Source organism: Pseudoalteromonas sp. MMG010 (genome assembly GCF_018100905.1).
Classification (GTDB): domain Bacteria; phylum Pseudomonadota; class Gammaproteobacteria; order Enterobacterales; family Alteromonadaceae; genus Pseudoalteromonas.
Genome location: NZ_JAGJEG010000006.1, coordinates 99,983 through 121,585, shown reverse-complemented (window position 1 = coordinate 121,585; position 21,603 = coordinate 99,983). Strand labels below are relative to the sequence as shown.

The 21,603-nt window shown below is 37.8% G+C and carries 24 protein-coding genes; 19 read left to right on the top strand and 5 right to left on the bottom strand.

Features of this window, described 5'->3' with window-relative positions:
• Positions 1-6: 6 nt before the first annotated feature.
• The 6 genes from J8L70_RS08410 to J8L70_RS08385 all read left to right on the top strand — a co-directional run bounded on the left by J8L70_RS08410 (position 7) and on the right by J8L70_RS08385 (position 5,310).
• Positions 7-1,371 (top strand): MotA/TolQ/ExbB proton channel family protein, encoded by a 1,365-nt coding sequence (locus J8L70_RS08410; RefSeq protein WP_211055097.1) that lies wholly within the window; start codon positions 7-9, stop codon positions 1,369-1,371.
• Entirely contained in the window at positions 1,371-1,895 is a 525-nt protein-coding gene (locus J8L70_RS08405; RefSeq protein WP_211055096.1) for a MotA/TolQ/ExbB proton channel family protein, read from the top strand. The genes J8L70_RS08410 and J8L70_RS08405 overlap by 1 nt, the downstream gene beginning before the upstream one ends.
• Before the next feature lie 14 nt (positions 1,896-1,909).
• Positions 1,910-2,314, top strand: a complete 405-nt coding sequence (locus J8L70_RS08400) for a biopolymer transporter ExbD (RefSeq protein WP_210796584.1) — start codon at positions 1,910-1,912, stop codon at positions 2,312-2,314.
• Positions 2,314-2,928 (top strand): energy transducer TonB, encoded by a 615-nt coding sequence (locus J8L70_RS08395; protein WP_211055095.1) that lies wholly within the window; start codon positions 2,314-2,316, stop codon positions 2,926-2,928. The genes J8L70_RS08400 and J8L70_RS08395 overlap by 1 nt, the downstream gene beginning before the upstream one ends.
• Positions 2,929-2,939: 11 nt before the next feature.
• Entirely contained in the window at positions 2,940-4,199 is a 1,260-nt protein-coding gene (locus tag J8L70_RS08390; protein ID WP_211055094.1) for a hypothetical protein, read from the top strand.
• 61 nt (positions 4,200-4,260) lie between these two features.
• Positions 4,261-5,310, top strand: coding sequence for a hypothetical protein (locus J8L70_RS08385; protein WP_211055093.1), 1,050 nt, complete (start codon positions 4,261-4,263; stop codon positions 5,308-5,310).
• A gap of 1 nt (position 5,311) precedes the next feature.
• Here the strand turns inward: J8L70_RS08385 and J8L70_RS08380 are convergent, their stop codons facing one another.
• Entirely contained in the window at positions 5,312-5,596 is a 285-nt protein-coding gene (locus tag J8L70_RS08380) for a TraR/DksA C4-type zinc finger protein (protein WP_211055092.1), read from the bottom strand.
• 128 nt (positions 5,597-5,724) lie between these two features.
• Positions 5,725-6,687, bottom strand: coding sequence for a tRNA-dihydrouridine synthase (locus tag J8L70_RS08375; protein WP_211055091.1), 963 nt, complete (start codon positions 6,685-6,687; stop codon positions 5,725-5,727).
• A gap of 230 nt (positions 6,688-6,917) precedes the next feature.
• On the opposite strand from J8L70_RS08375, the gene J8L70_RS08370 reads away from it, so the two are divergent.
• From J8L70_RS08370 to adk, 11 genes are all read left to right on the top strand, one after another.
• Positions 6,918-7,349: a hypothetical protein gene (locus J8L70_RS08370; protein WP_211055090.1), complete on the top strand. Its 432-nt coding sequence runs from the start codon at positions 6,918-6,920 to the stop codon at positions 7,347-7,349.
• Positions 7,350-7,445: 96 nt separating this feature from the next.
• Positions 7,446-8,273, top strand: coding sequence for a DUF692 domain-containing protein (locus J8L70_RS08365; RefSeq protein WP_211055178.1), 828 nt, complete (start codon positions 7,446-7,448; stop codon positions 8,271-8,273).
• Positions 8,274-8,292: 19 nt separating this feature from the next.
• Positions 8,293-9,045, top strand: a complete 753-nt coding sequence (locus J8L70_RS08360) for a putative DNA-binding domain-containing protein (protein ID WP_211055089.1) — start codon at positions 8,293-8,295, stop codon at positions 9,043-9,045.
• A 74-nt stretch (positions 9,046-9,119) separates the two neighbouring features.
• Complete coding sequence (locus tag J8L70_RS16115; RefSeq protein ID WP_282098171.1) at positions 9,120-9,242, top strand: hypothetical protein; 123 nt, start codon at positions 9,120-9,122, stop codon at positions 9,240-9,242.
• Between the two features lie 132 nt (positions 9,243-9,374).
• Positions 9,375-9,920, top strand: coding sequence for an adenine phosphoribosyltransferase (apt, locus tag J8L70_RS08355; protein ID WP_211055088.1), 546 nt, complete (start codon positions 9,375-9,377; stop codon positions 9,918-9,920).
• Between the two features lie 3 nt (positions 9,921-9,923).
• The gene (gene dnaX, locus J8L70_RS08350) at positions 9,924-12,251 is read left to right on the top strand and encodes a DNA polymerase III subunit gamma/tau (protein ID WP_211055087.1); all 2,328 of its coding nucleotides are present in this window, start codon (positions 9,924-9,926) and stop codon (positions 12,249-12,251) included.
• Between the two features lie 63 nt (positions 12,252-12,314).
• Positions 12,315-12,641: a YbaB/EbfC family nucleoid-associated protein gene (locus J8L70_RS08345; RefSeq protein WP_055015242.1), complete on the top strand. Its 327-nt coding sequence runs from the start codon at positions 12,315-12,317 to the stop codon at positions 12,639-12,641.
• Positions 12,642-12,650: 9 nt separating this feature from the next.
• Complete coding sequence (gene recR, locus J8L70_RS08340; RefSeq protein WP_211055086.1) at positions 12,651-13,259, top strand: recombination mediator RecR; 609 nt, start codon at positions 12,651-12,653, stop codon at positions 13,257-13,259.
• A gap of 126 nt (positions 13,260-13,385) precedes the next feature.
• Complete coding sequence (locus tag J8L70_RS08335) at positions 13,386-14,066, top strand: RluA family pseudouridine synthase (protein ID WP_211055085.1); 681 nt, start codon at positions 13,386-13,388, stop codon at positions 14,064-14,066.
• A 97-nt stretch (positions 14,067-14,163) separates the two neighbouring features.
• Positions 14,164-16,077 (top strand): molecular chaperone HtpG, encoded by a 1,914-nt coding sequence (htpG, locus tag J8L70_RS08330; RefSeq protein ID WP_211055084.1) that lies wholly within the window; start codon positions 14,164-14,166, stop codon positions 16,075-16,077.
• 174 nt (positions 16,078-16,251) lie between these two features.
• Positions 16,252-16,896: an adenylate kinase gene (gene adk, locus J8L70_RS08325; RefSeq protein WP_211055083.1), complete on the top strand. Its 645-nt coding sequence runs from the start codon at positions 16,252-16,254 to the stop codon at positions 16,894-16,896.
• Positions 16,897-16,945: 49 nt separating this feature from the next.
• Here adk and tpx read toward each other — a convergent pair whose 3' ends face one another.
• Entirely contained in the window at positions 16,946-17,530 is a 585-nt protein-coding gene (gene tpx, locus J8L70_RS08320) for a thiol peroxidase (protein ID WP_211055082.1), read from the bottom strand.
• Between the two features lie 91 nt (positions 17,531-17,621).
• Between tpx and J8L70_RS08315 the strand changes: the two genes are divergently transcribed.
• Complete coding sequence (locus tag J8L70_RS08315) at positions 17,622-18,626, top strand: response regulator (RefSeq protein WP_211055081.1); 1,005 nt, start codon at positions 17,622-17,624, stop codon at positions 18,624-18,626.
• Between the two features lie 4 nt (positions 18,627-18,630).
• Positions 18,631-19,605 carry a diguanylate cyclase gene (locus J8L70_RS08310; RefSeq protein ID WP_211055080.1) on the top strand — a complete coding sequence of 325 codons (975 nt, stop codon included), beginning with the start codon at positions 18,631-18,633 and terminating at the stop codon, positions 19,603-19,605.
• Between the two features lie 14 nt (positions 19,606-19,619).
• On the opposite strand, the gene J8L70_RS08305 is transcribed toward J8L70_RS08310, so the two are convergent.
• Both J8L70_RS08305 and J8L70_RS08300 read right to left on the bottom strand, forming a co-directional pair.
• Positions 19,620-20,501 carry a universal stress protein gene (locus J8L70_RS08305; RefSeq protein WP_211055079.1) on the bottom strand — a complete coding sequence of 294 codons (882 nt, stop codon included), beginning with the start codon at positions 20,499-20,501 and terminating at the stop codon, positions 19,620-19,622.
• Positions 20,502-20,784: 283 nt separating this feature from the next.
• The gene (locus J8L70_RS08300; protein WP_211055078.1) at positions 20,785-21,366 is read right to left on the bottom strand and encodes a Fe-Mn family superoxide dismutase; all 582 of its coding nucleotides are present in this window, start codon (positions 21,364-21,366) and stop codon (positions 20,785-20,787) included.
• Positions 21,367-21,603 lie beyond the last annotated feature (237 nt).

The window sequence follows — 21,603 nt, the reverse complement described above, 5'->3', positions numbered from 1 at the left end:
TCAATAATGAAGAAACTATTTAAAGGTTTTGCTGTTGCAGCAGTACTGTCTGTTTCTGCAGGTACCGCGCTAAATGCACACGCAAACACCGGTGCTTTAGATAAAATTCTTGAGCAAGTAAAGCAAGAACGTATCTCTGAAGGCAAAATCAACAAGCAACGTGAGCAAGAGTTCTTATCAGATCGTTCTGACAAGCAATCTCTACTTAACAAAGCAAAAAGCCAATTAGCTGCTGAAAAAGCACGTGGCGATAGCTTAACTAAGCAATATGCACAAAACGAAAATACTTTAGCAGAAAAAGAGCAAGCTCTTCAAAATGCACAAGGTACGTTAGGTGAAATGTTTGGTGTTGTTCGTCGTGCTGCACAAGATGCAATCGGTTCAATCGAAGCGTCTTTAGTTAGCGCAGAAAAGCCAGGTCGTGCTGAAGTATTACGTTCATTAGCTGCGGCTAAAGAATTACCGACTGTTCGTGAGCTTGAAGAATTATGGATTGCTTTACAAACTGAAATGACTGAGTCAGCAAAAGTATCTACTTTTGAAACTGAAGTGGCTGGTCTTGACGGTAACTCTTCTGTGAAGAAAGTAACGCGTATCGGTAACTTTAACTTAGTTACAGATGATGGTTACTTAATTTACTCTCCAGAGACTAAGTCAATTCAACCGCTAGGTAAGCAACCAGATAGCTACATCTTAGACGGTATTTCTGCTCTTGAAGCAACGTCTTCAGATAGCTACGCAGGTGTTTTCATTGACCCTACACGCGGCGCAATCTTACGTATTAACACGCAAAAAGCGACTCTTGAAGAGTACTTCCATCAAGGTGGCGTAGTTGGTTATATCATCACTGCTTTATTAGCATTAGGTGCATTAATCACATTAATACGTTTTGTTGACCTTACGCTTACTACAAGCAAAATTAAGAGCCAGCTTAAAAACGTTTCTACACCGAATACAAATAACCCACTGGGTCGTATTCTTAAAGTGTACCATGACAACAAGAATCAAGACGTTGAAAACCTTGAGCTTAAACTGGATGAAGCGATTCTTCGTGAAACTCCACGTATTGAAGCTGGTATCAACATCATCAAGATCCTTGCTGCAATCGCACCATTACTTGGCCTATTAGGTACAGTAATCGGTATGATCTTAACGTTCCAAACAATCACATTGTTCGGTACGGGTGATCCGAAGATCATGGCTGGTAACATCTCTCTAGCACTTGTAACTACAGCGCTAGGTTTAATCGCAGCATTACCTCTTATTTTACTTCACGCAGTTGTTGCTGGTCGTAGTAAGTCGGTATTACATATCCTTGATGAGCAAAGCGCGGGTATCGTTGCTACTCACGCGGAGAAGGAGAAAGCCTAATGCTAGTCCTGATGGAGATATGGGAATCTATCAGGGATTTTGTTGGCACAGGCGGCCAGGTATTATACGTGGTCGCGATAGCACTCTTTCTTATGTGGGTTTTAATGATTGAGCGCTATTGGTTCTTACTTGCAGAGTTTCCTCGCACAGCGAAAGAAATTGTAGCAAAGTGGGATGCCCGCCAAGACACTACGTCTTGGTACGCACACAGAATCCGTGAAGCATGGATTTCTGAAGCGTCTGAAAAATTAGATCAGCGTATGTTGTTGATTAAAACATTAGTAGCTATTTGTCCTTTAATTGGTTTACTAGGTACTGTAACTGGTATGATCTCAGTGTTTGAGACCATGGCTAGTCAAGGTACTGGTAATGCACGTTTAATGGCATCTGGTATTTCAATGGCAACAATCCCAACAATGGCTGGAATGGTTGCGGCACTATCTGGAGTTTTCTTTAGCTCACGCCTTGAGGCAAGAGCGAGAATGGTAAAAGCCAAACTTGTAGATAGTATGCCTCATCACTAGAGAGAGATTTAAATATGGCACGTAAACAACGTTTTCGTGAAGAAGAAGAAGCTGCGGTAGATATGACACCAATGCTTGACATCGTATTTATCATGCTTATTTTCTTTATCGTAACTACATCGTTCGTTAAAGAGGCTGGTATCGAGGTCAATAAACCAAAAGCTGCCCAAGCTACGAAGCAAAAAAATGCAAACATTTTCATTGCTATTCGTAACAACGGTGAAATCTGGATTGATAAACAGCAAGTTGATGTTGAACGTGTTTCAGCAAAAATCGAAAGTTTATTAGCAGAGCAACCTACTGAAGTTGTAATTTTGCAAGCTGATAAAGAGGCAAAACACGGCGTAGTAGTTAAAGTTATGGACCAGATTAAAGCGACGGGCGATAACCTTAGAATTTCTATAGCTGGAGATCAGTAATGATTCGTTTTCTGTTTTCACTGATTGCAGGTGGGGCAGTTACTTTCGGCTTGTTCTACTTCATGGCATACCTCATCTCTGGTGGGGCTGACCGTAATACGGAACAAAAAGAGCAGATCATAGTCGAAATTATGACGAATCCGCCTGAATCTAAAGTGCAGGAGAGGAAGCGTGTACCGCCTCCTCCTCCTCCACCGCCTAAGCAGCCGCCTAAACCGCAGCCGCCACAGCCGGAAAATAACAATCCTAACCCTGGTGCTATGTCATTTAACATGCCAAGCATTGATGTAGGTAGTTCGGCTGGTGGACTAAGTGGTCCAGGTGCATTTGGACGAGATGGTGATGCGACACCTATCGTACGTATAGAACCAAAATATCCAACGCAAGCAGCGCGTGATGGTAAAGAAGGTTGGGTTCAACTTTCATTTACTATTGATGAGTTAGGTGGGGTAACAGATGTTCAGGTTATTGATGCTGACCCTAAACGTATCTTTGACCGTGAAGCTAAGCGTGCACTGCGCAAGTGGAAATACCGTCCTAAAATTATTGATGGTAAACCACAGAAGCAGCCTGGATTAACTGTTCAACTTGAATTTAAACTTGGTCAGGGATAAGGAGGCGAGTAATGAGAAATTTATCTAAAGTAACTGCTCTTGCAATTCTTATGTCTGTGTCAGGTGCAGCAATTACTGCACCTGTACTAGCAGCGCCAGATTACGCTAAAATTGAAGAGCGTAAGAAAGCTAAGACTAAGATCATGGGCGAGCGAACGGGTAAAAAAGTAATTAAAGCGTTTGACTTATACAACGAAGATAAAGTTGATGAAGCCATAGTTTTGCTTAATGAAATTGATCCTTCAAATGACTTTGATAAAGCGACTGTAAACCGCTACCTAGGTAGTATGTACGCGCAAAAAGAAAAGTATGTTGAAGCGATTAAATACACTAAGTTAGCTGCGGCTCCAGATGTTTTAAACTTTGCTGACCAAGAGCAGACACTTAAATTATTAGGCGATTTACTGATTGGTACTCAAAAGTACCAAGAAGCTAAAAAAGCATATTATGCTTGGATAGACTTCACTGGTGATGAAGACCCTAAAGTTTATACTCGTATCGCACAAGCTAACTATGAGCTTAAGCAGTTTAAAGATGTTTTTGAACCAGCAGATAAAGCAATTTCATTACAGAAGGAGCCTAATAAGGCACCTTATCAATTAAAATTAGGCTCTTATTTTGAGCTTAAAAACTACCCAAAAATGGTAGAAATTGGTGAAGAAATTGTTCGAGTTTGGCCTGATGATAAAAAAGCTTGGGTAAGTTTAGGTAAGTATTATCTACAAACTGAAGACTACAAAAGTGGTTTAGCAACTATGGAAGTTGCTTACAAGCAAGGTTATTTTGACGCTGAAGTTGATTACAAAATATTAGCTAACTTTTATTCTTTAAATGAAATTCCATTTAAAGCAGCTGCAACGCTTGAAAAAGCAATTAAAGCTGAAAAAGTAGTTCGTAATAAGCAAAATGTAAGTGCAGTTGCTAGTAATTACCATAGATCAAAAAACATTGAATTAGCTGCTAAGTACTATGAAGAGGCTGCAAAATTTGATGACGACGCTGAGCTTTACCGCAAAGCAGGTTCATTATTATTGCAATCTGAGAACTTCAATGCTGCTGTTATTCGCTTGAAAAAAGCACTTGATTTAGGTTCTGATAAAAAGGGTACTATCTACTCTGATTTAGCAGAAGCTTATTACTATCAAGCTAAATACAAGCAAGCTTATGCTGCTATTGTAAAAGCAATGGATGATCCTCGCACTCGTAAGTTTGCAAAAGGTTGGTCTACTTATATTAAAGATAAAGCCGCTCGCAACGGTGTTAAAATTTAATATTTAATTGCTTAAGCAAATTATAAAAAGCCCCTCAGGGGCTTTTTTTATTGGAACAGTTATGAAAAAAATCCCGTCAATTATATTTATGATGAGTCTGTGTTTATCTGCATGTTCAAAACCTGCAGAAGATATAACTAATTTTGAAAAGGCTCAAGCAGCTTTACAGACGTTAAATACACCATTAATAAATGTATCGAAGGAGTCTGAAGCATCACTAAACACGGTACCGCCTTTATTTTCAGATAATTACCTTGATAGACGACATGAAATTTATCAGCGTTTAATGCAGATGGATTTGAGTGTAGAACAAACTGAACAAGTAAATTATTTAGTAATTGCAGAGCGTTTTCCCGAACGTTATTTTAGTTGGCCTGCTCAAGTAAATGTACTAGAAAACATGCTTAAACACGAGACAGAGAATCAAACCGAGCAAGTGAAACTGTGGTTAAGTTTAACTTTGAACCGTTTGAAAAATGCGCAGGAAAGTAATTTAAAATTAAATAAAATTGAATTGAATTTACTCAAAGGTTACTTAAACAACCACTTAAATTCAGGGCAAGTAAAGCCGTCATTAGCCCCCGAAATAAATGAATTTTCTTTGTATTTATCACAATATCAACCTAGAGGAACAGTCGGACTGAGTGGTTTAGCTAATGGGAGTGCGTGGTACCAAAGTAAAATTAATTACTACAGTGCAGTGGTGTATTCTCCATTACAGTGGGTAGATATATTAAATAAAAAAATAACAGCGTTAAGCGTTAAATCGCCGCCAGCTATAGCTAATATGTCGCATGACGTGTCTTTTGTAGTTCGGTATTTAGCAAAAGAGAAAACTGAGCAGGGTTTAGATTGGGCCACTAACTATCAACTCATTCCTTTGATTGCAAAAAGAAAAATATTAAGTGAGGATGAGCAAGTGTTAATGCTTGCTCTAATGGAGAGTGATATAGGGATACATTATCATGCCTGGAGTATTGCCCAAGCACGTGTGAACTTAATAAAACATTTAGCAATTACACAGCAACAGGCACAATACTTAGTTGAAGATATTATTCTTTACCCTGGGCACTCTTTTAGCTTCGCCCAAAATATACTATTTACTCATTAGTTTATTGTGCGTATTTTTCTTCACACTTAATACAACGCTGACAGGCTAAATCTATATTTAGCCTGCTTTGCTCAATGGGTTGCTCGCAATCCGCACAAACGCCATATAAACCGATTTCATGTTGGCTTATAGCTGCTTCTAACTGCATCAATCTCTTAATATAACCTTGGTATTCTGAACCTAAATGTAGCGCGGCATAGTCTAGCCATTCACTGTGATTAATATTGTCGAGTTTGATCAGTAAACTCTGTTGTGAGCTATGTACCGATTGAGCTAACAAAGCCATTATATGTGCTTTTATATCAGAGATTTCTTTGTTTAAAATATATAATTGAGGCACTATCAATATCACTTTTAATATTGCATATCATATTGTTATTATGAGCTTTAGCAGCAATATTATTATGATATAAATCAAACCACAGGTGCTTTTGCGTACTTATTTAGCACATCAGCGACTTCATTTTTATCTTTTAAACGACGAATTTCGTCAAACAAAGTGATTGCTTGTGGGTACTGACGCTTTAAATAGCTAAGCCATTGTTTTGTTCTTGAAGCAAAATATAAGTTATCTTTACTGGCTTCTTTATGAATAGCAGAATTCACTAAATAAAATAATATATGCTCCCATTTCATATCAGTGTATTGCTCATTATTATTTTTAGCTTTAATTTTTTTTGCTAAATCGGGTTGTGATAAAGCACCTCTACCTAGCATTAAATCAACACAGCCACTTCGTTGCTGGCATCTAAATGCATCTTCAACTTGCCAAATCTCACCGTTGGCCACAACGTTTATATTTTTGTCTTTTATAAGTGGCGGTATTTTTTCCCAATATGCAGGAGGCTTATATCCATCACGCTTTGTCCTAGCGTGTATCGCAATACTATTAGCACCAGCACTAACAACGGCATCAACAATTTCTTGGCTATTGCTGTCATCATCAAAGCCTAAACGAATTTTAGCACTTACGGTGTGCTCATCGTCTACGGCATCTCTTACCGCTTTTATTACGTTGTACATGTGTTCGGGATCTTTTAGTAAAACGGCACCACCGCGACTACGATTAACCGTTTTAGCAGGACAACCAAAATTAAGGTCGATACCATGAGAGCCTAATTTTATCGCTTTTATAGCATTTTCAGCTAAGGCTTCAGCTACCTGACCTAATAACTGTACTCGAACGGGTGTACCTGAAAGGGTGTAGCCCTGGTTTAATAATTCAGGACAAAATCGATAAAATACTTTATCGGGTAAACATGTTTCAACAACCCTTACAAACTCGGTCACACATAAATCATATCCACCAATATATGTTAGTAATTGGCGCATTTTAAAATCAACAACACCTTCCATTGGGGCTAAGATAAGTTTCATATGAACAGCTGTTTTTATAAAAAAGGGGCATAGTTTACCTTATTTTTAGGATTTATAAATTGCTAAATTTCTAATCTATTGACTATTAAATTATAAAAAAATAAAAAATATTTCTTTTTTTGAAAGTTTTATTTATTGATCAGGTCTACTTTAATATAAGCACATTATGTAAATAACATAACATTTATATAATGAACTATTTACATAACCTGTTTAAGAGAGTCTATATTATGAATACAGTAAAGAAAAATTCAATTGCGTTAACTTTAGGTGCTGTTGTTGTTGGTTCTGCTAGCTTTGCGTCTGCTGATGTACAAGCTAATCCTTTTGCTTTTCAAGAGATGGTAACAGGTTATCAACTTGATGCTGCTGAAGGTAAGTGTGGCGAAGGTAAATGTGGCGGCGATGCAAAAAAAGGCGAAAAATCTAAAGCTGAAGGCAAGTGTGGTGAAGGCAAATGTGGCGGCGATGCTAAGAAAGGCGAAAAGTCTAAAGCTGAAGGCAAGTGCGGTGAAGGCAAATGTGGCGGCGATGCAAAAGAAGGCGAGAAATCTAAAGCTGAAGGCAAATGCGGTGAAGGAAAATGTGGCGGCGATGCTAAAAAAGGCGAAAAGTCTAAAGCTGAAGGCAAATGTGGTGAAGGTAAGTGTGGTAGCCACTAGAGTACTGAATTAGTATATTTCAATGTAGTTTAAGGGCCGAAAGGCCCTTTTTTCTCTTAAGGGTTAAAAATGCAAACAAATGATGATCAATTTGGTATGGTCGGTTTAGGCCTCAGAAGAGAAATGCTCGATGAGCTAATTGTCGATGTACCAACACACATTGAGTTTATGGAAGTCGCGCCTGAAAACTGGTTAAATTTAGGTGGTCGTTATGCCAAACAATTTAAAACGTTAACCGATGCTAATAATTTTATTTGTCATGGTTTATCTTTATCCATTGGCTCTGCAGAGCCGTTAGATATTGCATTTGTAAAATCATTAAAAGCATTCTTTACAGAACATAATATTAAATTATTTAGCGAACATTTAAGTTATTGCTCTGGTAAAGGTCATATGTATGATTTAATGCCAATTCCGTTCACCGACGATGCAGTTGAACATGTTGTTGGGCGAATTAAACAAGTACAAGACATTCTTGAGTGTCAGATTGCCATTGAAAATGTATCTTATTATGGCGCACCAGGTCAGCAGTTAAGTGAAATTGAATTTACGACTCGTATACTTGAACAAGCTGATTGCAAATTACTGTTAGATGTAAACAATATTTATGTAAACTCAATAAACCATGGTTATGATGCCAATGAGTTTTTAACGGCTTTACCGACTAAGCGTATCGCTTATGGCCACATTGCAGGGCACTATAATGAGGCTGACGATTTAATTATAGATACTCATGGCGCAGATGTGATTGAGCCTGTTTGGCAGTTACTAGATACAGCTTATCGTGTTCATGGTGTTTTCCCTACACTATTAGAGCGAGACTTTAATATTCCAAGTATTCATGTTCTTACCCAGGAGCTGGAAAGAATAAAACAGTTACAACTTAAATATCAATCATCTGATCTCGCTCAAAATTTAGCATAAATATTCTCAGGGGCTTACAGTGAACTTTATCGATGTACAAAACGAATTTATGGCGCATATCCGCCAACCTGAGTTAAATAAAAAACCTGATGATATTCAAGATAGGCGAATGGCTGTTTATCGTGATCTATTTTTTAATAATATTAATGGGTTTATATCATCAGGGTTTCCTGTCCTTAAAACGCTTTATACTGAACAACAATGGCTGGCTCTAATAAGAATGTTTTTTAGTGAGCATGACTGCAGTTCCCCCTATTTTTTAGACATTGCAGGGGAGTTTATAAATTACCTGTCTAGCAATTACCAAACCCAAAGTTATGATCCCGCTTTTATGTTAGAACTAGCGCATTATGAATGGATTGAACTCGATGTTGCTATTGCAAAATCAGATATAAAAGAAATGTCACTTTCGAGTAATGAATTAACATCAACTCCATTATTTTTATCCTCAATTGCACGTAATCTAAGCTATCAATTTCCAGTGCAAACAATTAGTGTTGATTTTTGTCCACAAGAAGCCTCACCAACACCGCATTACTTTGTTGTTTACCGTGATGAAAATGATGATGTACAGTTTTTAGCGACTAATGCAATGACAGCGCTTTTACTATCAATAATCGATAACCAAGCAGGTGTCTTGTTTGATGAAGTGTGTAATTTAGTATTAAAACAAGCACCTCAATTTAGCTTAGAACAAATAGAACAGGGCGCATTAAGCACTTTATCAGCGATGTGTGAGCGAGGGATAATAGTCACAAAAAATCAAAATTAAACGCTTTATTGATTTTTTTACATCGTCTATTATGGCACCCTAAATTTGTTGTGCTTAATATAAGGTTATTCTCAATGTCAGATGATAAAGACTTTAAAGATCCGTTTAATGCGGTTTACTTCCTTGCTTTTTTAGCAATTTTTGCTGGTATTGGCTGTTTAAATGCTATTTTAGGCTGGATCACTAGCTTAACTTAACCGCTTTTAAATTAAGGCTGTTGTATACTTCAGCCTTAATTTAATTACTCCTCCATATCAAACTCGCAATCCCCCCCTAGATAAGGTTATAATCACCTGCTTTGAAATAAACTCAATTGAGCAGTTAAAATTATGACTCAACAAACACCAGCAATTATTAAAAACAGCATTGCAACAATTGCTGATTACCCTAAAGCGGGCATTATGTTTCGCGATGTAACCACACTTATGGCTAACCCTGAAGCGTTTAAAGCAACAATAGATGCCTTTATCAACGCATATAAAGATCAAGGGTTTACTAAAATTATTGGGACTGAATCTCGAGGCTTTATTTTTGGCGCACCGTTGTCTTATGCCTTAGGTATTCCATTTATCCCAGTACGTAAGCCAGGTAAATTACCTCGTGAAGTGATTCGTCAAGATTATTTGCTAGAGTATGGTGAAGATACTTTAGAACTTCATGTTGATGCTATTGAACCCGGTGATAAAGTACTTTTAGTCGATGACTTATTAGCGACCGGTGGCACAATAGAAGCAACAGCGAAATTAGTGGCTAAACTTGGTGGTGAAGCGACTGATGCAGCCTTTGTTGTGTCATTACCAGAGCTTGGCGGTGAGCAGCGTATTGCAAAAATGGGTATTAATATCCTTAAATTGGTTGAATTTGAAGGCGAGTAATCGATGAGTTATCAGGTTCTAGCGAGAAAATGGCGTCCACAAACCTTCCATCAATTGGTTGGGCAGTCTCATGTTAAACAGGCATTAGTAAATGCATTAACACAAAATAGATTGCATCACGCTTATTTATTCACTGGAACCCGCGGGGTGGGTAAAACCACCATCGCGCGTATTTTTGCCAAAAGCTTAAACTGTGATGAAGGCATATCTGCAAACCCGTGTGGTCAATGTAGTAGTTGTCGCGATATTGAAGCAGGTCGTTATATTGATTTACTTGAAATCGATGCCGCCTCTCGCACTAAAGTTGAAGATACCCGCGAAATACTTGATAACGTCCAATATGCACCCACCCGTGGGCGTTATAAAGTGTACCTTATCGATGAAGTACATATGCTTTCTAAGCATAGCTTTAATGCATTATTAAAAACACTTGAAGAGCCACCAGAGCATGTAAAATTTTTACTTGCGACGACAGATCCGCAAAAATTACCTGTGACGATCTTATCAAGATGTTTACAGTTTAACTTAAATGCGTTATCGCAGTTAGAAATTAAAACGCAATTGCAACATGTACTAAAGCAAGAGCAACTAAATTATGACGATGAATCGCTAAATAAAATAGCTAAAGCCGCCGATGGCAGTATGCGCGATGCATTAAGTTTAACAGATCAAGCAATTGCACAAACCGGTGGCGATATTAATAATCAGGCGGTACAAAGCATGCTTGGTTTAATGGATACTCATTATAGCCAGAGTTTGTTTGCTGCAGTATTAGCACAAGATGCTAATGCCTTGATGACTGAAATTAATCAGGTTGCCAGTAAAAACCCTCAATATTACACATTACTTGATGATTTAATTGCTTTAACTCACTTAATTCAACTTACACAATTAGTTCCAGAAGCTGCAGCATTAGATGAAATAAATGCACAATATGTGCAAGCGATAGCGCAGCAAGTTGAACCACAGCAAATTCAAGTATATTACCAACTTTTATTAAATGGTAAGAAAGACTTACAATGGGCACCAGAACCTAAGTTAGGTTTTGAGATGATATTACTTAGGTTGTTGGCTTTTGAGCCCATGTCGCAACATCATCAGCGTCCATCAAACGAAACAACAACGCATCAAACTCTTCCATCAGAGCGCACTAATACACTGCGTGAAATAATTAATAAAAATAAACAAAATATACAACCTGATGATTCATCAATGCCTATTGTTGATAATACAGTAGATACGACAGCGAATGATATTCAGCAGCGCGTGGATAATGATGCAGCAAAACTAAGTGTGTCAGAAAATACTGTATTAACAACACCTGCAAATAATGAAGAAAACAATACGCAGCCTAATGTCATTGATAACTCACCTCGTGCAGAGGAAAGTATAAATCAGAATCCATCTCATCAAAGCGATGAAAATCTTCATGAACGCTTAGAGCAGGATATTGCAGCACAATTTGATGATGTTATGAACAGTGCCCAAGAACAGGGATTTAATCCATCAGAGGCAAGCGCAGAAACTGCTAAAAATATCAGTGTTACAGATCAAGACGCGAATGCTCAAAGTGCCATTGCGCGAATACTACAAGATCGAAATATATCGGGTACTGGGTATTTGGGCCAGTCAAGCGCCCCCTTAAATTCAGAACAAAAAGCCGTTAGAACGCTTCAGTCTCAATCTCAAAATACAGATAAAGAGAGACTCAATGAGGAGCAAACTAACGAAAAAAAGCCTAATCCCCAAGAATTTGGGGCTCAGGCTAATGTAACCAAAAAGCCTGCAAGAAAAATAGATTTTAAAAATAAGCATCAAACGATTACTGAAAATCTAGCACCAGAATTATTACAACAAATAAACCCGCAAAAAAAAGCTGAGATTGAAAGTGACGATGTTTCGATCCCTATCCCTGATGATTTTCATAGTCCTATCAGTGAAATTCGCTTTGCTCATCAACAAAATGAGTGGGCTTATTTAATAAAACGCATGGGATTAGGTGGGCGTATACGTCAATTCGCCTTACATTCAATTTTTACCAAGCAAGATAATAATTTACATATTCAAGTTGATGAATCGCAAAAGCATTTAGATACTGCGGTACTGAGACAAAAATTAAATCACGCGTTATCAAGTATTTATGATTTTAATGTTGAGTTAAATATCGAGTTTGCTAAAGGTGTCATCGATTCACCGTTTTTAATTCAACAAAAAATAGATGCACAACGCCATCAACAAGCTGTTGAGGCGATTGCTGCAGATAATAATGTGATTCAATTTCAGCAAATATTTAATGCTGAAATTGATGAAAATAGTATTCAGGCATTGTAATTTATTACAATCGACCATATTTAATCCCTAATTAATGTATTAAAAAATAAAAGAGAGTCAATTATGTTTAAAGGTGGAATGGGTAACATGATGAAGCAAGCGCAGCAAATGCAAGAGCGCATGCAAAAAGCCCAAGACGAAATTGCAACAATGGAAGTTGTAGGTGAAGCCGGCGCTGGTTTAGTAAAAGTAACTATGCTTGGCAATCACAACGTTCGCCGTGTTGAGCTAGATGATAGCTTAATGGAAGACGATAAAGATATGATTGAAGATTTACTTGCTGCAGCATGTAACGATGCCGTTCGCCGTGTAGCAGATGAAACACAAGAACGTATGAGTAAAGTAACTGGCGGTATGCAATTACCACCAGGTATGAAAATGCCGTTTTAAGCTGTTTAAATGCAACTTTCAGATAGTTTAAATCAATTAATAGAAGCATTACGCTGTCAGCCCGGGATTGGACCTAAATCGGCTCAGCGCATTGCTTTTCATTTACTTGAACGCGACCGCAAAGGTGGCGCAGCACTGGGTAATGCTTTAAATAAAGCAATGACTGCTATTGGCCATTGTCAGACTTGCCGCACTTTTACAGAGCAGCCACAGTGTGACATTTGTTTAAGTGTAAAACGCCAAGACAGCGGAATATTGTGTGTTGTTGAATCGCCTACAGATGTACTGGCCATTGAACAAACAGGTCAATATCAAGGATTGTATTTTGTATTGATGGGGCATTTATCGCCCATTGATGGTATTGGACCCACAGAAATCGGACTCGATATCTTTGAGAAAAAACTTAGCCAAGGGAATATCAACGAAGTTATTTTAGCGACCAATCCCACGGTAGAAGGTGAAACAACCGCGCACTATATTGCTCAGTTGTGTCATAAATATCAGGTAAACGCTTCGCGTATTGCACATGGTATTCCGGTGGGGGGAGAGCTAGATTTAGTTGATGGCACAACCTTAATGCATGCCTTTAGTGGCCGCCGATCTGTAAACCAAGATTAAGTTATTTGAAAGAGTGATTAAAAGCCTGTTTAGTATTGTACTTCACAGGCTTTATTATTTTATGGCGCAAATGTAAATTTGCTTTGCCATATAAAGCTAAATTTACATTATTTAAAAAAGAGCTAAATGGATCATTTTATTGCCCCTAAATGTCGTCAGGTTTTTGATATTCTATATCAGGATGATGATATTTTACTGATTAATAAACCCAGTGGTTTACTTAGTTTATCGGGTAAAAACCCGCTCAATTGGGATTCGGTCCATTACCGTTTAGTTAATGGGCAAGCCGATAGAACCCCTGCATTTGTAAATGCAAAACTTGTTCATCGCCTCGACTTTGGTACCTCCGGGATAATGATTGTGAGCTTAAATGATGCGGCGAGCAAACATCTAAATCAGCAATTTCAGCAACGCACGATTAAAAAGCGTTATATTGCGATGTTAGATGGGGAGCTAAGCAAGGAGAGTGGGCAAATTTGTGCGGCAATCGCAAAAGGTAAGGATATTTTTCCACGGGTTAAAATTTGCGAGCTAACAGGCAAACCAGCTGCTACAGATTATAAAGTACTAGAGCGGTATAATAGCCCAACACGCACCAAAGTTGAGTTTTCACCGACGACAGGGCGCACCCATCAATTGAGAGTGCATAGTCTGTTTATAAACCATCCAATACTTGGGTGTGATTTATATAAAAATGAGCACAGTGAAGCATTAGCTGAGCGCTTACAGCTGCATGCGAGTTATTTAGGTTTTAAACACCCAACAACAAACCTGCCAATGACAATACACTGTGAGAGTAACTTTTAATTCTAATACGGTTTTTTTATTTTTTCCCCTTGAAGTTCTAACAGCTCACCCCATATTAAGTGCATAACGCAGACACTTTGCAAATTGGAGATACATAATGACTGCAGCACAAAAAGAAACATTAGGCTTTCAAACAGAAGTAAAACAATTATTAAACTTAATGATTCACTCTCTTTATTCAAATAAAGAAATATTTTTACGTGAGTTAGTTTCAAATGCATCAGATGCAGCGGACAAATTACGTTTTTTAGCATTGTCAGATGGTGAGTTGTATCAAGGTGATGCCGATTTACGTGTACGTATTAGTGCCGATAAAGAAGCAAATACAATTACTATTTCTGATAATGGTATTGGTATGACTCGCGATGAAGTTATCAGCTCATTAGGGACTATCGCTAAATCAGGTACCGCTGAATTTTTCAAAAACTTAACTGGCGATCAAAGTAAAGACTCACAATTAATTGGTCAATTTGGTGTTGGTTTTTATTCTGCGTTTATTGTTGCTGATTTAGTTACTGTGCGCACTCGCAAAGCGGGTGAAACAACCGCCGTTGAGTGGCAATCACAAGGTGAGGGTGAATACACGCTACAAGAAATTGAAAAAGAAGGCCGTGGTACTGATATTATTTTACATCTTCGTGAAGATGAGCAAGAGTTTGCGGATGAATATAAAATTCGCAGTATCGTTACTAAATATTCAGATCACATCTCAACACCGGTAGAAATGTATACCCCTGAGGTACCTGAATCAGAAGGTGAAGACGGCGAAAAAACCCCTGCAGTTCCGGGTGCCTGGGAAAGTATTAACCGTGCAACAGCTTTATGGACTCGCGATAAATCAGAAATTGAAGCTGATGAATACAAAGAGTTTTACAAGCACGTTAGCCATGACTGGGAAGAGCCATTAAGTTGGGCACATAACAAAGTTGAAGGTAAAACAGAGTACACCAGCTTATTATACATCCCTAAAAAAGCACCTTTTGATTTATGGAACCGTGAACGTCAAAGTGGCTTAAAGCTTTATGTTCAACGTGTTTTCATTATGGATGACGCAGAGCAATTTATGCCAAGCTACCTGCGATTTGTAAAAGGTCTTTTAGACTCAAACGACTTACCACTTAATGTATCGCGTGAAATATTACAAGATAACAAGGTAACGCAAGCTATCCGTAAAGGCTGTACTTCGCGTATTCTAAAAATGCTTGAGCGCATGGCTAAAAACAAAGCTGAAGATTACCAAACATTTTGGAATGAATTTGGTCAAGTGATCAAAGAAGGCCCGGCAGAAGATAGTGCAAACAAAGACACTATCGCAAAACTTCTTCGTTTCTCTTCTACGCATACAGATTCAGAAACTCAAGATGTATCGCTTGAGCAGTACGTTGAGCGTATGAACGAAGGCCAAGACAAAATTTACTATGTGGTAGCAGATACGTTTACTGCGGCTAAAAATTCACCACACCTTGAGATTTTCCGCAAAAAAGGGATCGAGGTTTTATTACTGAGTGACCGTGTTGATGAGTGGATGATGAGCCACTTTACTGAGTTTGCTGAAAAACCATTACAATCGATCACTCGAGGCGATTTAGACTTAGGTGATTTAGATGACGAAGAGACTAAAAAAGCGCAAGAAGAGTCTGAAAAAGAAGTTGCAGGCTTAGTCGAACGTATAAAAACAGCGTTAGGTGATGAAGTAAAAGAAGTGCGATTTACTCATCGTTTAACTGATTCACCGGCATGTGTTGTGAGTGATGAAAATGACATGAGCTCACAAATGCAAAAGTTAATGGAGTCGGTAGGCCAAGCGGCACCAGAAGCAAAGCCTGTATTTGAACTTAATCCAGAGCATCAATTAGTTAAACATTTAAACGATGAGCAAGATGAAGATAAATTTGCTCAGTGGTCACATGTATTACTTGATCAAGCTTTATTAGCAGAGCGTGGAACACTTAAAGACCCAACTGGTTTTGTTACTCGCTTAAATACCCTAATGCTTGATTTAAGCAAATAAGCTTAATAGTAACTAAATAAGCAATGTGACATTCACGTTGATTAAAAAGGAAGCGATTGCTTCCTTTTTTTATGGCTTATAGACTAGACAATTAGTATAAGTTACTTGAGTATCTGCAGCGCATGTGGAAGAATTCACTTTTAAAAATAAACTCTCATACTAGGGGACAATAATATGCGCATCATTCTTTTAGGCGCGCCAGGTGCAGGTAAAGGTACTCAGGCTCAGTTTTTAATGGACAAATACGGTATTCCACAAATCTCTACTGGCGATATGCTTCGCGCAGCAATTAAAGAAGGCACACCACTAGGTCTTGAAGCTAAAAAAGTGATGGATGCAGGTCAGTTAATTTCTGATGATATTATTATTGGATTAGTTAAAGAGCGTATTGCTAAAGCTGATTGTGAAAATGGCTTTTTACTTGATGGCTTCCCACGTACGATCCCTCAAGCAGACGCAATGAAAGAAAACGGGGTTGTTGTTGATCACGTCATCGAGTTTGATGTAGCTGATGAGGTTATTGTTGAGCGTATGGGCGGACGTCGCGTGCACCCTGGCTCTGGTCGTGTTTATCACATTGTTTATAATCCGCCTAAAGAAGAAGGTAAAGACAATGAAACAGGCGAAGAGTTAATTATTCGTGCTGATGATACAGAAGAAACAGTTCGTAAACGTCTAGGTATTTACCATGAACAAACGATGCCTTTAGTTGATTACTATCAAGCAGAGGCCGCTGCAGGTAACACGCAGTACCATCGTTTAGATGGCACTCAAGCGGTAGAGACTGTAAGTGCACAACTAGGTGAGCTTTTAGGCTAATTTACAGCTAAAACAGCAAATAAAAACCGCTTTTAAGCGGTTTTTTTATTTACTGTAAGTTTTCTAATACATTAAATATCTTTGGGTAGTCTGGTTCATGAGATAAATCATCAACGATTTGTTTATAAATAATTTTATGTTCTTTATCTAAAATAAATACAGCGCGGGTTAAAAGTCCCATTCCTTGTATGATCAAACCAAATTTATCGCCAACGTCTCGCCAAACAGAATCAGAGAGTATCGTTACATTCTCTAGACTCTGCGTGTCACAAAAATGCCTCTGAGCAAATGGTAAGTCTGTACTTATACTCAAAATTGTAATGTTTGGAAATTTTTCGGCTACGGTATTATTAAAACTTTTTGTTTGTAATTTACACACCCCAGTGTCTAAACTAGGTACTGTGCTGAGTAATAAAGCACGCCCTTTATAATGACTCAGTGTGATGGGTGAAAATAAACGATCGACGAGTTTAAAGTTAGGTGCTTGAGTGCCCACTTTTACTCCTTGGCCTAATAAGGTTACTGGTTTGTTTTGTACGGATACACTACCAGCATCAAGGGAGTTAATGGTGGGTTCATAGGCAAATAAAGATGAGCATAATACGTTGAGACCCAAAATAAATATTCTGAGCATAGTTTATTCCCTTTTAAATTAACGTAATAGGGTACAGTGTATTATACTGCTTAGCAGTTACCAATATATCAATAAAAATTAGAGAGAAAATATGGCGGTTTCCGTTTTAATTTGTGATGATTCAAAGTTGGCAAGAAAACAGCTTGCGCGATCATTACCTAAAGATTGGGATATCACAATTGAGTTTGCATGTGATGGTGTTGATTGTTTAAAAAAAATAAAATCGTATCAACCTGAAATCTTATTTCTTGATTTAAATATGCCGCAAATGGATGGCTACGAAGTGTTGACCGCTATAAGACAACACGGGCTAAAAGTAATAACTGTGGTGGTTTCGGGTGACATCCAACCCAATGCTCATGAAAGAGTGACTGAGTTAGGAGCCATTGATTTTATTCAAAAGCCATGCTCTAGCGACAAACTGTCGCAAATTATTGAGCAGCATGGCATTAAAGACGATACTAAAAGAGAACGACTAGCCCACTCTTTTGGAGAGCAAGTTGATGCGGATGTTCGTGATATATATCAAGAAATAACAAATGTTGCGATGGGCCAAGCAGGCGATTTACTGGCAAGATTATTAGATGTATTTGTAGAATTGCCCATTCCTAATGTTAATATATTAGAAATTAATGAATTAGATATGGCGCTGCAATCAATAGAAAATAATGCGTCAACATCTGGTGTATGCCAAGGCTTTATTGGGGGCGGTGTCTCTGGCGAAGCTTTATTGCTACTTAATGACTCAAGTTTTAAAGAAATAGCATCGTTAATGAAGTATGAAGGCGAAATTAACGATAAAGTTGAACTTGAGCTTTTAATGGATATCAGTAATATTTTAATTGGTGCTATGTTAACTGGCCTCTCAAAACAGTTAGATATGACCTTTAGTCAAGGGCATCCTATTGTGCTTGGACAGCATAGAGATGTCAGTGAGTTAGTTAAAACAAATAAACCTCGTTGGCAACGTACTTTAGCAATCGAAATTAGCTATGGTATTGAAAACCATGATATACATTGTGATTTAATGCTGTTATTTACCGAAGATTCATTAAAAACACTGAAATACAAAGTGGCTTACTTACTAGAAGACTAAAAGCATGTCAGATGATCTACAAATGAATGAAATACACTGGCTTATGGATATGTTTAATACCGTAGACGTAGGTTTAGTTGTACTTGATAAAAATTATCAGGTTTGTGTTTGGAATGGCTTTATGGAAAACCATTCTGGGTTATTACCGAGCGCGGTAAAAGAAAAAAATATTTTTAATTTATTTCCGAGCATTGACGAAAAGTGGTTTAAAAGTAAAGCCGATCCGGTATTTGTGCTAAAAAATCGTACATTTACAATATGGGAACAACAAGCCTATATTTTTAGGTTTAAGAATTATCGGCCGATCACGGGTAAAGCGGATTTTATGTATCAAAATGCAACCTTTATTCCGTTAACTAATATGCGTGGAGAAGTTGAGCATATTTGCATTATTATTTACGACGTCACCGACGTTGCAGTTAATAAAAAAGAATTAAAAGAATTAAATCATCAACTAGAGACAATGAGTCAAACAGATAGCTTAACTCAGCTATCAACGCGAGGGCACTGGGAAGCCGAATTACGACAAGAGTTTTTACGTATCAGGCGAAATTCAGGCCATAGCAGTTTAATTATTTTTGATATCGATTATTTTAAAAAAATAAACGATGAATATGGTCATGGTTGTGGTGATGAGGCACTGCGTCAACTATCTCAGTTATTAAAAACAACGCTTCGTGAAACCGATACTGCAGGACGATATGGCGGCGAAGAGTTTGTTATTACATTACTTGATACCGATAGCGTCGGTGCCGCGATATTTGCTGAACGTTTAAGAGCACTGGTTGCACAAACGCCGATTAACTACAAAGGGATTGAAGTTAATTTAACAATCAGTATTGGGTTTGCCTGTGTTTGTAGAAACTTTTCTGATCACGAGCGCTGGATAGAAGCGGCTGACAAAGCGTTGTATTATTCAAAAAATAATGGGCGAAATAAAGTAACTGATTATAATGAGTTAATAAAAAATGACGCTTAGGCGTCATTTTTTATTTATACCGGCGGTAATATCAGTAAATCTGTTTTGAGTAGACGCATTACCTTTTCTGCGGTATTACCAATTAACTTACTTTTGATACTTGAGCGTTTCACTGCGCCTATAATTACCAGGTTTGCATCGTATTTAGCCGCTAAGCTAGGTATTACTTGCTCTGCAATCCCTGCTTTAATCTCTAGCTGTTCTTTTATGTTATGTGAGAGTATTAAATCTTTTTGTTTTTCTGGCAGTTTGTCAAAGGCATTAACGACTTGCTCATCAGAAAACACTATGCCTAAATCACGTAATAAAGGTGACACATGTACAGTGTAACATGTGTGAAGCTTGCACTTTTCGCTAGCAGCGTAGCGTTTTGCTTGCTCTATTATTACTTCGTTTAGTGCGCATTTAGCGTCGTCTTTACTACCTAAATCGAGTGCAGCAAGGACATTGCTGGTATTTCGCCATTTATTGTCGGCGGCCAAGTATAAAGGAATAGGACTAAAACGAATTAACTGCCAATCTAGGTCATTAAATTGTTGGTGCTCATCAATGTGTCGGGTTTTTATTACAACCTCGTAGCTTTGAACGTTTACTTGTTCGTTTAGCCATTCAACAGGGTTTTCATGCCAAAGAGTTTGAAAATCATACTCACACTCTCCAAGCACTTCATCAATTAACGGCATTAAGCTCACTTGTAATTCACTGAGCTTGCTTTGCTGTATTTTTAATTGCTGCTGTGGCTCTAGGCTGAATAAAATATTACCTGTTTCTTCATAGTCAAAGGCTGCAATATCGATGGATTTATTTTCTTTTATTGCTTTTGTTTTGGCGTGTAACAAGGCTGTTTTAGCGAATTCTACCGAGTCGATGATAACCAGTAATTTTTTATTATTCATTTTACTCACTCGTTGTTGGTAACTGAGTATTACATCAATAAAGACTGAGGTAACACAATAATAAATACTTATCTGCTGTAATAATCTAGTCTATTTTTACTTAAAGGACAATTCAGTGTAAAACGCTTTAATGCTTTATAGCAATGAAGTTACAGAGTTTTTTACATAATATAAGATAAAAGAATATTCAGTATGAGAGTGGGTTATAGAAATGAATGTAATACACAAGGCAATAAAAAAGACGCCGTAGCGTCTTTAAAATTAGTTCACTAAAGTTACTTGATTATGCGAAGTTTGCGTTTGCAAATTCCCAGTTAACAAGTGACCAGAAACCTTTTAAGTAATCTGGACGCACGTTACGGTAATCGATGTAGTATGCATGTTCCCATAAATCTACAGTTAAGATTGGCGTTACGCCCTCATCTGTAAGTGGCGTTGCTGCATTAGATGTATTAACGATATCTAGTGTACCGTCTGCTAATTTTACTAACCACGTCCAGCTAGAACCAAAGTTGTTCACTGCTTTATCGTTTAATGCTGCTTTAAAATCTTCGAATGAACCCCATTTTGCATTGATTGCATCAGCAATAGCGCCAGTTGGTTCACCGCCGCCATTTGGAGAAAGGCTGTTCCAGTAAAAAGTATGGTTCCAAATCTGAGCTGCATTATTAAATACGCCACCTTCAGATGAACATACGATCTCTTCTAGAGATTTATTTTCAAACTCAGTACCTGGGATTAAACCGTTAAGTTTAACTACGTAAGTGTTGTGGTGCTTGCCATGGTGAAACTCAAGCGTTTCTTTTGAAATATGTGGCTCAAGTGCATCAATTGCATATGGTAGTGACGGTAGTTCAAATGCCATTTTTTTAGCTCCAATCTTATTTTGGTTAAAAGTCCATATAAAGGTATAAGTAATGATATAACGGTTAATCGCTTACCTATACCAAATGGGATTATAGTGTTACTATAATTGTTGAGTATTTTACTCAAGTTTTAGCAAACAGCAATGCCTTTGCGAAAGACTATTTTATTGCGGCGTACTTTGCCCACTTAAATATAGAGTTGTGGCCACATTGAAGTTTTTTCAAGGCACAGACTT